The sequence below is a fragment of the Aminobacter ciceronei genome (genome assembly GCF_014138625.1).
GTDB lineage: Bacteria > Pseudomonadota > Alphaproteobacteria > Rhizobiales > Rhizobiaceae > Aminobacter > Aminobacter ciceronei.
Map to the genome: position 1 here is coordinate 1 of NZ_JACJHY010000069.1, position 13,080 is coordinate 13,080.

At 64.7% G+C, this 13,080-nt stretch carries 11 protein-coding genes; 1 reads left to right on the forward strand and 10 read right to left on the reverse strand.

The annotated features are described in order from the left end of the window. Nucleotides 1-87: 87 nt before the first annotated feature. From HNQ95_RS32635 to HNQ95_RS32660, 6 genes are all read right to left on the reverse strand, one after another. The gene (locus tag HNQ95_RS32635; RefSeq protein ID WP_154387025.1) at nt 88-2,460 is read right to left on the reverse strand and encodes a succinoglycan biosynthesis protein ExoP; all 2,373 of its coding nucleotides are present in this window, start codon (nt 2,458-2,460) and stop codon (nt 88-90) included. A 152-nt stretch (nt 2,461-2,612) separates the two neighbouring features. Then, nucleotides 2,613-3,506: a UTP--glucose-1-phosphate uridylyltransferase gene (locus tag HNQ95_RS32640; protein ID WP_067956202.1), complete on the reverse strand. Its 894-nt coding sequence runs from the start codon at nt 3,504-3,506 to the stop codon at nt 2,613-2,615. A 64-nt stretch (nt 3,507-3,570) separates the two neighbouring features. Further along, complete coding sequence (locus HNQ95_RS32645) at nt 3,571-4,521, reverse strand: glycosyltransferase family 2 protein (RefSeq protein WP_182576185.1); 951 nt, start codon at nt 4,519-4,521, stop codon at nt 3,571-3,573. Then, nucleotides 4,511-5,440 carry a glycosyltransferase family 2 protein gene (locus HNQ95_RS32650; RefSeq protein ID WP_067956200.1) on the reverse strand — a complete coding sequence of 310 codons (930 nt, stop codon included), beginning with the start codon at nt 5,438-5,440 and terminating at the stop codon, nt 4,511-4,513. Before HNQ95_RS32650 ends, HNQ95_RS32645 begins: the two co-directional genes overlap by 11 nt. After that, a complete protein-coding gene (locus HNQ95_RS32655) occupies nt 5,437-6,423 on the reverse strand; it encodes a glycosyltransferase family 2 protein (protein ID WP_154387027.1) in 987 nt (328 codons plus the stop codon). The genes HNQ95_RS32650 and HNQ95_RS32655 overlap by 4 nt, the downstream gene beginning before the upstream one ends. A 29-nt stretch (nt 6,424-6,452) precedes the next feature. Then, on the reverse strand, nt 6,453-7,616 hold the full coding sequence (locus HNQ95_RS32660; RefSeq protein WP_154387028.1) for a glycosyltransferase family protein: 1,164 nt from the start codon (nt 7,614-7,616) through the stop codon (nt 6,453-6,455). Nucleotides 7,617-7,782: 166 nt separating this feature from the next. Between HNQ95_RS32660 and HNQ95_RS32665 the strand changes: the two genes are divergently transcribed. Continuing rightward, entirely contained in the window at nt 7,783-9,183 is a 1,401-nt protein-coding gene (locus tag HNQ95_RS32665; protein ID WP_246341091.1) for a polysaccharide pyruvyl transferase family protein, read from the forward strand. On the opposite strand, the gene HNQ95_RS32670 is transcribed toward HNQ95_RS32665, so the two are convergent. The 4 genes from HNQ95_RS32670 to HNQ95_RS32685 form a co-directional block, all read right to left on the reverse strand. Next, a complete protein-coding gene (locus HNQ95_RS32670; protein WP_067956195.1) occupies nt 9,085-10,545 on the reverse strand; it encodes a lipopolysaccharide biosynthesis protein in 1,461 nt (486 codons plus the stop codon). The genes HNQ95_RS32665 and HNQ95_RS32670 overlap by 99 nt on opposite strands. Next, entirely contained in the window at nt 10,542-11,723 is a 1,182-nt protein-coding gene (locus tag HNQ95_RS32675; protein WP_154387029.1) for a glycosyltransferase, read from the reverse strand. Before HNQ95_RS32675 ends, HNQ95_RS32670 begins: the two co-directional genes overlap by 4 nt. 33 nt (nt 11,724-11,756) lie before the next feature. Next, nucleotides 11,757-12,836 (reverse strand): glycosyltransferase, encoded by a 1,080-nt coding sequence (locus HNQ95_RS32680; RefSeq protein WP_154387030.1) that lies wholly within the window; start codon nt 12,834-12,836, stop codon nt 11,757-11,759. Between the two features lie 40 nt (nt 12,837-12,876). After that, nucleotides 12,877-13,080: UDP binding domain-containing protein (locus HNQ95_RS32685; protein ID WP_246341090.1), on the reverse strand; the 204-nt coding region annotated here is incomplete at its 5' end.

Genomic DNA, 13,080 nt, shown 5'->3' on the forward strand with positions numbered 1-13,080 from the left:
AGCCAACTACAACCTGGCACGCCCACACTCGGCCCTTGGAGGCATCAGCCCGTTCCAAAGACTGAACAACCTTCTTGGAAACGACACCTAGGCCTTGGCTTTGGTTTCGCTCCTGTCGATATAGTAGCTGGAATAGCGTTCCAGGAACTGCTCGGAGCCGCCATAGGCGCCGTAGCGCGGCAGTTTCTTCAAGTCGACCTTGTTGAGCACCAGGCCGAGCACCTTGCTGGCGATCTGCGGCTCGGCGCCGAGCCCGGAGCGGACCAGCGGACGCGGGGTAGCACCCCATTCCGCCACCAGCACGAAACCGTCGGCCAGCGGCGCGAACGCCTTGGCGTCGACGACCGGCCCGAGTGGCGGCAGGTCGACTATGATGTAGTCAAACGTCGCCTTGGCGTCGTCGATGAAACGCCGCATGCCGGCCGACGACAGCAGTTCGCTGGTATGCGAAAAGCGGCCGCGCACCACCGCAGGCACGATCGCCATATTGCTCTGGCGGTCGACCTTCACCACCGATTGCCAGCCCTGGTCGTTGACCACGGCTTCCACCAGCCCTTGCTCGGCATTGATGCCAAGGCTGCGGCTGAGGCCCGGATTGCGCAGGTCGGCGTCGATCAACAGCGTCCTTGCACCATTGCTGGCGATCAGGCCGGCCAGATTGGCGGCAACCGTCGACTTGCCCTCGCCCGGCAGCATCGAGATGACACCGATCACCTTGCTGCCGATGTCCTGCAGCACGACGTCGCCGGCGATCTTGGTACTGCGCAGCGTTTCCGCGAACATCGACGCCGGCTGGTCGACCGCGATGCGCATCCTGGCCCGGCGTTTCATAAGCTCCGCCGCGCGCGACGGCGGCGGCGTGCCCATATTGCCCGTCTTCCCGGCGTCCTTCCTGTCCTCGTTCGAGGCGATGAGTGGCAGGTAGCCGAGGAACTTGACGCCCAGCCTTTCGCGCACGTCCTCCGCGGTGCGGAAGAAGCGCTCGTTGAATTCGTTGAGTGCGCCGAAGGCAGCACCGAGGACGACGCCGAGCACCAGCGCCAGGCCAAACACCATCGAGGTCCGCGGGCTCGACGGGCCGCGCGGCATCGTTGCTTCCGAAATCACCCGGACCTTGGCGATCGGGAAGGAGCGCTGCTGCGACGCCTCCTCGTAGCGCGACAGGAAGGTCTGGTAGAGCGTGCTGAGTGCCGTCGCCTGTTGCTGCAGTTCGCGCAGCCGCACCTGCGCCTGGTTGGCGCTCGAGTTCTGGCCAGTCGCCTCCGACACGGAGTTGCGGAGCGCGGTCTCGCGCGACTGCGCCACCTCGAATTCGTTGCGATAGGTTTCGGAAAGCTGGCTCAGCTCACGGAAAATCTGGTTGGCGAGGTCGCTCTGTTCCTTGCGCAGCGCCACCGCCTGAGGGTGGTTGGGACCGAAGCCGGCCGAAATCTCCTGCTCGCGCTTCGATACGCCGGAATGGCGCTTCTTGAGCTCCGAGATCAGCGGATTGCCTGCCTCGGCCGCCGACAGGGTTGAGTTGCCGACCGCCGCTTCCGGCCCGCTCTCGACGATGGTGCGGTATTGTTCGTAGCGCGCCCGCGCCTTGGCGGTATCGGCCTGTGCGAGGATCAGCTGGGCGTTGAGATCGGAAAGCTGCTGCTCGGCGATGGTTTCGCCGCGCGCCGCCGCAAGGCCGTTCTCGGCGCGGAATTTTTCCACCTCGAGCGCAGCCTTCTGCGAACTCGTGCGCAGTTCCTCCAGCCGGCCTTGCAGCCAGACGGCCGCCTTTTCGGTGGCGTCGAAGCTGGCATCCAATTGGTCGGCGACGAAGGCATCGGCATAGGCTTTGGTGATCGCAGCCGCCAGTTGCGGATCATGCGCGCGGTAGGCCATGGAAATGACATAGCTGCGGCCGGAGCGCTCGGCCATGATGTTGTTCTGCAGCATCGCCACCGCCTGCTCCTTGCGGGCGGCGTCGGCCATCGCCTTGCGTTGCGCATCGGTAAGTTCGGCGCCGCCGGCGATCTCGGGCGCGGAACGGAAAACCTGCAGGAAGCCGCGAGCGTAGCCGACAAGCGTCGACAGCAGCGATTGCGGCGGCTGCATGAAGCTGGCGTTCTGGTCGAGCTTCTGCTTCTCGACCACCACGGCAGCCAGCCGCGCCGACTTGATGATCTCGATCTGGGACAGGATCGCCGCATCGGTCTGCATGTTGACAGGCGTCGCCGACACCTCGTCGACCATCTTGTTCATGCCCTCGTCGATCAGCACGCGGGTCGACGCCGTGAAGGTCGGTGGCGTCGTCTGCAGATAGACAAGCCCGAGCAGCAGGCCGATGACGGCGCCGACGCCGACCACCTTGGCCTGGCGCTTGGCCATCGCCAGCAGGCGTTCGAGGTCGATGAAGTCGCTCCCCTCGCGCGCGTCCTCGCGAGACGCGGCAAGGCGGTTGCCGAAGGGAAAGCTGGCGTAGTTCATCTGCGTTCCAGTTCTTGCCTGAGCAGCGGCCGCTGCTCGCTGGGTTCTGGCGAAGCCGACTTCAGCTACGCAATCTACCGCGCCCGACGGGCACGGCTCTTTTCGAACACCGTCGTGGCGGCCATTCCAGCCGCCGCGACGGACCGATCATGTCAGGCCGCGACGACGTGATCCTGCTCGGCGACCATCTCGCGGATGGCATCGAGCACGGAATCGCGGATGTCGGCCCGCTTCAGGGCAAAGGCGACATTGGCCTGGATGAACCCTTCCTTGGAGCCGCAGTCGAACATCCGGCCATTGAATGGCCGGGCGAAGAAGGCCTGGCTCGCGGCAAGGCGCACCATTGCGTCGGTCAGCTGGATCTCGCCGCCGGCGCCACGCTTCTGCGTGCCCAAAAGGTTGAAGATTTCCGGTTGCAGGATGTAGCGGCCGTTGATGTAGAAATTCGACGGCGCCTGGGCCGGTGCCGGCTTTTCGACCATCGCCGTCACCTCGAAGCCCGAACCGACATCGGGGCCTTTGCCGACGATGCCATACTTGTTCGTTTCACTCGGATCGCACTGCTCGACGGCAATGACGTTGCCGCCTGACACGGCATGCAAGTCCATGATCTCGGCCAGGCAGCCGCGCTTGCCGAAGGACACCATGTCGGGCAGCAACAGCGCGAAGGGCTCGTCGCCGATGATGTCGCGGGCGCACCAGACGGCGTGACCGAGGCCGTGCGGCGCCTGCTGGCGGGTGAAGCTGGTGGCGCCGGGCACAGGCAGCAGGCTCTCCAGCGACCTGATCTGATCGACCTTTCCGGCCTGTTCGAGCGTGCCGACGAGTTCGGGGTGAAGGTCGAAATAGTCCTCGATGACAGCCTTGTTGCGGCCGGTGACGAAGACGATGTGCTCGATGCCGGCCTCCAGCGCCTCGTCGACGGCATACTGCACCACCGGCCTGTCGACCACGGGCAGCATCTCCTTGGGCATCGACTTGGTCGCGGGAAGGAACCGCGTGCCGAGACCCGCCACCGGGATCACCGCTTTCCTGACTTTCTTCATCGTGCCAATCCTCTCGCTCATGTAACTCTCCTCGTCTTGTTCTTGGCCGCTCCGGGCACGCGCATCATGTGCCGGACCGGTATGCGAACTGCCTGGCAAGCCGGCGCAGCCGGACTTCTATAGGCATCCGCAAATGTCGAACCGCCGCCGGGTCCCCCAGTGCGGTCCGTACCGCCTTGAGCGGCGACCGCTGCTTGATGTGCGTAACCAGTGACAGGAATGAGGCAGCCTGGGAGAGGCTCCGGGCACGTCGCGTGAACGCCTTTTTCGCCTCTCCGTCGAGCCAGTAAGCCGCCTCGAAGATGGCATCCGCCCGCTGCATCGCCTCGACGTGCTGAAGCTCCAGAACTCTTGAAATGGAGCCGTTTCGCACGTGATAGGCATAGCCTACAGCGGGTTCGACGATGCAGCCGCCGCCCCGCGCGAGCGCGCTGGCGAGCAGGATATAGTCCTCTCCGATGAGCAAATTCTCGTCGTAACGGAGCTCATTTGTCTCGAGATATTCACGCAAGAATATCGGCTTCATGTAACCAAAATTGAACGTCGCCTCGAAGACGACATTGCTGCTGATGAAGTCCGCCAGCGTCAGATTGCCGAGTTTTTCGAGATAGCTTTCGGCGAACATTACTTCGCTTGGCCTGCCGTCGTCGTGAACAACCACGATGTTGTCGACCGCTATCGCCGCAGAGCCAGCATCAGCCCTGCCGATCATTGCCGAAAGCCTGTCGGGCAGGACGGCATCGTCCGAATCGAGCACGGCGACCCAGCGCCCCAGCGCCGCATCGAGGCCAGCGTTGCGCGCTCCACCTGGGCCGCGATTTTTCTCCAGCGCCACGACCCGCACACGCGGATCGGCATAGGCCCGTGCAAGCGCAATCGTCGCGTCGGATGAGCAGTCGTCGACGACGATCACCTCGACGGTGACGCCTTGCTGTGCCAGCGCGCTGTCAATGGCGCGGCCGAGCGTTGCCTCGGCATTGTAGGCGGCGATGACGAAGCTGACGTCAGGCTGCATCCTGGCCTCCCTCTTTGCCGTAGAGACGCAGTTCACGTGCGCCGGCCAGCCCGCTCAGCACGCCCAAATGCATCACGCCACGCAGCAGGCTGCGGTTGCGGCTGACCGGCTGCAGCGCGGTCAGCCCCGCCGCGGCAAAGCAGTAGCCGGCCTTGGCCGAGGCCCGTACGAGCTCACCGAAGCGACCAACGCCACTCCGCTTGGCGCCAAGCAGGCGACCATGCGTCTGCCCGACACGGAAGCGCCGCGTCGTCAGCCAGCGGAACGAGGCGCGAGACGCCGGAACTGGCTCCTCCACCCAGGCCTCCGCGGCATAGCTTATGCGACCACCGGCACCGAACACCTGGTCGAAGAATTCGGTGTCCTCGCCGCCCGACTGGCCGCGCTCCAGGCTGAAGCGGCGGCCGGCGATGCTGGGCGAAGCGATCCGGAGCAAGGCATTACAGGTGTAGCCGGTGCGGATCTCGCCCCGAACGAACACCGGATAGGTCGAGTGAAAGTCGCCGACCTGCATCCAGCCCGGGGCTCCCGTCCCATAACGCGCCTTGACCGGCCCGAGCACCACCTCGGCACCGGTCGCCTGCGCGGTCTCGACGAGCCGCTTCAGCCACATGCCTGTCGCCTTCTCGTCATCGTCGATGAAGGCGACGAAATCGGCCGAGCTGGCATCCAGGCAGGCATTGCGGGCAAGCGAGATGTTGCGCGCCGGACAATGGACGTAGCGAACCTCGAGCGAAAGCTCGTCCGCCAGAACGGAGACCAGTTCCGCAGCACTGGGCACCTCGTCATTGTCGGCCACGACGATGCCGATGCGATACCCCGCGGGTAGGTCCATCGCCGCAAGCGACTGCAACGTGTCGGCCAGTTCGCGCCGCCGGAAGGTGCAGACGCAGATGTCGATGCTGGGCATTTCGGTCATGCTGGGCGCCCCCTTGCCGGCAAGGCAGCGAGTTGGAGCCAGAAGCCGAGCGACCAGGCGAAATGCATCACCATCGCCGACACGCCGGCGAGCGCCAGCCCCGGCTTGCCGGCCCGCAAGGCAAGGGCAGCGCCATAGCTCAGACAGATCGCCGCCCAGACGAGGACAGGCACGGCGAAGATCCAGTGAACGACGGCGAGGCTTGCGAGCAGCGCCGTCGGCGCCACCATCAGCGGCACCATCTGGCGGAGCCTGGGGATGACGCGGTGTTTCAGCACGTTCCGCGCCCGTCCCCTGCCATAACCGAGATACTGGTGGAACAGGCCGCCAAGTGAAGCACGCGGAAAATAGGTCATGCGGGTGCGCCCGCTCATCCAGATGCGGTAGCCGGCCTGGCGCAGACGATGGTCGAGCTCGGCATCCTCATTGTGACTGAAGCTCTCGTCATAGCCGCCGACATCGCTGAACGCTGCGATGCGCATCAGGGCGTGATGGCCGTGATCGACCCATTCCCCGGCCGAACCATGCCTGTGCTTCGACCCACCTGTGCCGAGCTTCGAGTTCTGCGCAGCCGCAGCCGCCTGCTGCACGGTGCCGCGGCCTTCGGTCAGCATCGAAACGACGAGGGAATCGGCGCCCGACGCCAGCGCTTCCTCGAGCAGCCGGTCGCAATAATCGTCGGGATAGCCGCCATGAGCGTCGATGCGGATCAGATAGTCGACGCCACGACCGAAGCGTTCGACGGCCAGGTTCACTGCCGCACTCTGGATGCGCGCCGGATTGTCGATCAGCACGACATTGTCGTCTTCGGCAGCAATGCCGGCAACGATGGTCCGGGTCGCATCGCGGCTGCCGCCGTCGGCGACGATGATCATTGCGCCGAGCCGCCGGGCAGAGGGCCGCAGTTGGGCCAGAAGGCCGCCGATATGGCGCTCCTCGTCGAGGCACGGAATGATGATGATGGCGGAGGACGTTTCGGTCATGCGTCTGCTTGTGTTGGTTGCGTTGAAGGTCAGGCGGCGATGGCGCCAGGGCTTTCGCCGTTTTGGGCGGCGACCCGTTCGAGCGTCGCCACCATCGCCCGGCAATCGGCCAGGTCGCAGATCCAGTTTCGCGGATCACGGGCAAGCACTTCACCGCGCAAGGCGGCGTAACGTTCGCACGTCATGCCCGAGAGCGCTTCCGCCAGAGCTGATGCCGACGGCTCGGGCAGCATCAGCCCGATATCGAGGCGCTCGAGGAAGCGCGCCGTCTCGGTGCCGGCCATGGCGATCGGCACCGTACCGAACCGGCAGCTTTCATAGAGCCGGTTGGGCAACAGCCATGTCGAGTTCTGACCTTCCTCGAAGAAGTCGATCGCCCAGGCAAAGTGCGCCTGCGCGTAGATGTCGACCATGTCCTCTGGATTTCTGTAGGCACCCTTAAACTCCAAATGGGGCTCGGATGCGACGAAACCGTGGAAATCCGGAAACTCCGACAGCGCGGGGCGGCCGCGCAACACGACCTTGAACCGCCCCTCCGTCCCACGGCTGAAAGCGGCCAGCAGTTCGAGCGACTTGCGGCAGCGCAGCGCCCCGAACCAGCCGATCGTCCAGGGCTCGCCCGCCGGCGCCGGCGACGGCAGCGCTTCAATGCGCGGCTCGAGTTCCAGGAGCTTGTTCTCGACCAGTTCGATGGGGGCGTCGATCTGCCCGAACCGTTCGAAATAGTGCCTGACGAAGGCCGGCGAGCTGGTCAAGAGCAGGCCGACATTGCGCCCGAACAGGCGCTCGGCGCCACGCAGGCCCTTGCCCAGAAAATCCTCGCGCAGCACCAGCCGGTGGATGTCTAGGCACTCGTAGACAATGGGCGTCGACGCACCGAAAACCGAACGGGCACGTTGCGCCAACGCCAGCATTTCGAGATTGCGGGCAACGATCACATCGGGCGTCACCACCGATTTCAGCGAAGCGCCGATACGCGTCGCCGCCATTGCAACCGCACCCAGCCGCTGCGCAAAACGCCCGTCGCGGGTGTGACCGAGGTCGATCGGCGTAACGCCTTCGACGTCTTCGAGTTCTTGCGTCCGGCGAAAACCAGCGAGCGTAACGCGCGCGCCACCGGCCTTGAGCATGATGATCCGTCGACGGACTGCCGGGTCGGAAACATCGTGCACCAGGTACAGAACATGCAGCATGAATTCACGCTCGCAGTTTGGCCCACCGACGACGAAGCTAGTGCACCTATTGCTGCGTCGCAACAAATATTGACTGGTCGCACCTCAAATATTGTTGCGCCGCAAAATGGCCCGGTTAGCCTGTACTTATCTTCCCGACGCGACCAATCCGAGGAGGCTAGCCCCCATGAAGACTGTCCCCATGAAGACTGTCATCGTCGAAAACACCGTCTGCCTGAACACTGGCGATGCGGCGATCCTGCTGGCCATCCGGCACATCCTCAAGGCGGCCTGTCCGGGCGAGTTGCGCTTCCAGGTGTTCGATAGCCAGCCCACGGTGGCGTCGCGGCTTTATCCCACGCAAGCCTATCCCGATATCGAGATCCGCAAGCTGCTGGCCGAATCGATCTTCAAGTACCCCTATGACGACAACCGCCTGAAGAACCTGGCCAAGCCGATCTACAACCGCCTCGCCCTGAGTGCGCTGCGCCACTACGGCAAGAGCCGCGCCCTGGACGAGACGATGTTCAGCGCCGAGGACCGTCGCAGCCTCGACATGTACCGCCAAGCCGATCTGGTCGTCACCACAGGCGGCACCTATCTGGTCGAGAACTACAATCTCGAACGCCGCCTCAACCAGTTCCGCATCGACGCGATCTTCGGCAAGGACCCGGTATTCTTCACCCAGTCGCTGGGCCCGTTCGACAAGGACTACAACCGCCGTGAACTGAAGCCGGCCTTCGACCGCAGTCCGTTGATCCTGTTGCGCGACAGACGCTCGCACGGCCATCTCGACGGGCTCGTCGACAATCCCGGCAAATGCCATGTCGTCGCCGATTCGGTGTTTGCACTCGCCGACAAGAAGCGCATCGAAACGATGCTCTCGGCCGGCACGCCGCCGGCACAGACCGGCCGTGTCGGCATTTCGGTACGACACTGGAACTACGTCAATGACGGCGCCGACGGCATGCACCGCTACATGGCCTCGATCCGTGATATCGCCACAAGCCTGGTGCGCGACCACGGCAAGCAGGTGACCTTCGTCTCGACCTGTCAGGGCGTGCCGGAATACGCACATGACGATTCGAAAACCGCACGGGCGATCGTTGCCGAACTCGATGCCGATGTCGCCGCCCATGTCGACGTCGACGCCGGCTTCCACACGCCCGAGCAGTTGATGGAACTGGTCAAGGGCTTCGACTTCGTCGTCGCCACCCGCATGCACATGATGATCATGTCGCTCTGCGTCGGCGTGCCGGTTCTGCCCATCGCCTACGAATTCAAGACCCGAGAACTTGCCAAGCGCGTCGGCCTGGCCGAGTTGCTGCTCGACATCGACTCCGTGACCCCTGAAGAGGCCGCCCAAAAGCTCGCGACCTTCACAGGCGATCTCGACCGCCTCAGGAAAACGACCCTTGCAGCGGTGCTGGAAGAACACGCCTCGGCCATGTCGGCCGCCGATCTGGTCCGGCCGCTGCTAGCGGATGCGTCAGCGAATGTTGCGGGCGATGGTCTTCCACGTCGCGACGAGGGCGCGGCGCGACTGCGGAACGGCGACCATGAAGGCGAGCGCCACCGCGTAGCTTAGGGCTGCCGCGGTGATCGCCGCCACGATGTTGGACTGGGCGATCAGCGCAGCCGGCAGGTGGTCGTAGGCCAGCCAGGTCATGGCCGCTGCGATGATCAGCAGCCCCTGCACCATCAGGAAGTCGAGCGCCGTGACCGGGCCGGTCCGCCCGATCATCACCGCCAGCACCGGCAGCCTGAGCGCATAGCCTGAGATGGCATAGGCAGCGGCGACGCCGACTGCACCCCATTTCAGCCCGGCAGCGAATGACAGCGCCGTCGTCAGCGCCGAATAGACGCCCCAGCGGAACATCGTGCCGGTCTTGCCCTGGCAGATGAAGATCCAGCCCGTCGTGCTCGACACCGGCTGCATCAGGCCGGCAATGCCGAGCCAGGCGAAGATCGGCGCTACGCCGAGCCAGCGTTCGCCGAACAGGATGGAAACGACCGGCTCGGCGGCAATCGTCAGGGCGGCGATGCCGGGAACGGTGATGAACGCAAGCAACCAGTTGGTGCGCAGATAGAGCTCGCGAAAGCGTGGCTTGTCGTCCTGGATGCGGCTCAGCAGCGGCACCATCAGCCGCGACAGCGGCTGGTTGATGTTCTGCAGCGGAAACAAAAGCAGCTTGTAGGCGCGGTCGTAGTAGCCGAGCTCGACCGGACCGGAAAACTTGCCGATCAGGATGTTGTCGAGGTTGCGCGAGAAGAAGTTGACGAGGTTGAAGCCGGTGAGATTGGCGCCGAAGGACAGGATCTCGCGCTCCACCTTGATGCTCGGCCTGCCCGGTTTCCAGCGCGTCGCCAACCATGCACCGGCGAGCGTCACCACGGCGCCCGCCGCAGGTCCGATCACCAGCGACCAGTAGCCGAGCCCGGCATAGGCCGCAGCGATCGCCGCGCCCAGGCCGGCAAGGGCGGTCGCGACGTCATTGATCGCCAGCTGGCCGAATTGCAGGTTTCGGTTCATCAGGGCCAGCGGCAGCGCCGCAAGACTGCCGAGCAAGAGCGGCGTGGCGGCGGCAAGCGTGATGCCGGTCATCCTGCCATCGGCATAAAATGCCGACACCGCCGGCGACAGCGCGGCAATCACGATGGTGCAGATCAGCCCGGCCAGCGCGCTGATCCAGAACACCTGGTTGAGCTGCTGACGGCTGATTTCCGGTCGCTGGATAACCGCCTGCTGCAGGCCGAGATTCTGGAACAACCCGACAAAGGCGACGATCGGGCCAACCGAGGCGACGAGGCCAAAATCCTCCGGCGCCAGCATCCTGGCCAGCACCACCACTGAAACGAACTGGATGCCGATCTTGATCGCCTGCGCCGCTGCCGTCAGCGCGCCGCCGCGCAGCGCTATGCGCCCGAGTTGCTGCGCTTCCGCCGTCATGCGGCAACCTTCGTGGCGGCAAGACGGAACAGCGTATCGGCGAAAGCGTCGTTGAGCCGGCCGGAATCGAAATCCTCCTCGACCTTGCGCCGCGCCGCGCGTGCCAGTTCTTCGCAGGAGCCGGGATTGTCGGCGATCCAGACCAGCTTCTGCGCCAGCGCGCCGACGTCCCGTTCGGGCGCCAGAAGCCCGGTCCTGCCGTCCTCGATCAGCTCGGGAATGCCGGAATGATAGGTGCTGACCACGGTCAACCCCGCAGCCATCGCCTCCATCAGCGCCACCGGGATACCTTCGAGGTCGCCGTCGCCCGCTTTGACGCTGGGCAGCACGAAGACATGCGCCTCGGCCAGCCGCTGTTTGACCTCGCTGTGCGGACACGGCCCGCGAAAGGCGACGCGCCCGGCAATGCCGAGACTTGCAGCCAGTTGTTTCATGGCATCGAGCAATTCACCGCCGCCGATGATCGTGTAGGACCAGTCGATATCGGGCCTGACGGACTGCACCTCGCCGAGCGCGCGAAGCGCGAACTCGATGCCCTTCTTCTCGGTCAGCCGGCAGACCGAGATCAGCGCCAGCCTGCTATCCCGGCGCTCGCCGGCCCGAAAACCGATCGTCTCGGTATCGACGCCCATATGGTGCACGGCAACCCTGTCGGCGCGCGCGCCGGCCTCGATCAGCGCATCGCGGAAGAAGCCGTTGACCGGCAGCTGCAGCGCGCCTTGGCGGAACACCACCTCGTAGCGCGACAGCGAGCCGTCATGCATCGGCGCGCCGACATCATGGCCATGGAAGATCGTCACCAGGGGAGCCGATATCCGCCGCTGCTTCATCGCCCTTGCGACCCGCAAGCCGTTGTTGCCGAAATGCGCGACGATGACATCGTATTTTTCGAGCTTGCCGGCAAAGGCAATGTCGAGCGCTGTCGACGCCTTGTCCCAAAGCTTGCCCGACCAGCGGCGCAGCGACGGGCGCAGCGGGCCGAGCGCACCCCACCATTGCGCGACGCCACCGGGCAGGTTGCGCCAGCGCGGATCGTCGATGTTGCGCTCCTTGCCGAAGGTCGTCTCATTGCAGATGACGCCGACTTCGATGCCGCGCGCAAGGCAGCCCTCGATCTGGTCGAGCACGAAGGTCTCGGACAGCGACGGGAACTTGTCGACGACGAAACAGACCTTCATCGAACGGCTCTCCAGAACCCTGACGGCATCACCTCAGGCAGCCTTGTTCAGGCCCTGCGTCACGGCCTGCTCGAGCACGCCCATGAAGGTGGCGAACTGCGCGTCGGGGTCGAGTTGCGCGCGTCCGGCAAAGGCGCGCGCGGCCGCCGACTGCCGGTCATACCAGGCCTTGTCCTGCCAGAGCCGACGCACGGGTTCGACCCAGTCGTCGAGCGGCGCATCGTAGTCGAGCACCACGCCGCCCTCGCCAACCGCCTCCGGCAGGCCGCCGCGGCGCGAGCCGATGACCGGAATGCCGCTGCAATGCGCCTCCGAGGCGACACGGCCCCAGGCCTCCTCCCATTTGCTCGGCGCGAGCAGGATCTTCGTCCGGCCATAGACCGTCTTCATGTTGCTGGTTCGGCTTTCGAGCCGGACATTGCCGAGCGGCGCGATCGTCTGCTCGATACGGGCGCGGTGATCGTCGGCCAGCTTCCAGCTTTCGACGAACAGGAACGGAATGTCGGGGCAGCGCCCGGCGATGCGCACCGCAAGCTCAAAACCCTTTTCCTCGTAAGGATTGATCAGCGTGACGAAGTCGCCTGACGTTTCCGTGGCGTAGTGGGCGGGATTGATCGTCGGCGGAATGACAGTCGATTCGATGCCGAAGCGCTGGCCATAGGTGCGCGCGGTGAATTCCGAATTGGCGATGTAGCGCGCCTGCCGCAACTCGCTGAGATCGCCGCCAAGCTCGTGGAATTCGACATTCCGGAGATAGACGACCAGCGGAATGCCCTGGGCCTCCAGTGCTTTCCCGATCGGCACCGACTTGTGGCACTGGACCACGGCAACGTCGGGCTTCAGCTTCTCCACTGCAAAGCCTGCGGCCTCCCATGGAAACCAGGCCCGCACCACGGGATATCCAGGGAAGCTGTCGATGACGGCGCGTTGTCCGGTCAGCTTCATCTTGGCTCTCGCCTTGAAGCCGAACATGCCGTCGCCGAACAGCGCGGCCAGCACCGAAGCCTCGTGGCCATGGGCGCGCAATTGCTCGACCAGGTGATGCGTCGACGACTGAACGCCGCCGCTGAACTCGGGCGTGTAGCCGTTGCCGCCTGCAAACAGAACCTTCATGTCCCTGCTCCGATATCGAGTTGGTTGACGGCCTCGCGCCTCACCCGGCCTTGCGGCCGATGGAGACGTATTGGATGCCGTGGCGGGCGACCACCGCCGGGTCATAGAGGTTGCGGCCGTCGAAGATGACGGCGGTCTTGAGCTGGTCACGGATCAGCTCGAAGGACGGCGCCCTAAAATTCTTCCACTCGGTGGCGATCAAGAGTGCATCGGCGCCGCGCAACGCCGCCTCCTTGGTACCGCA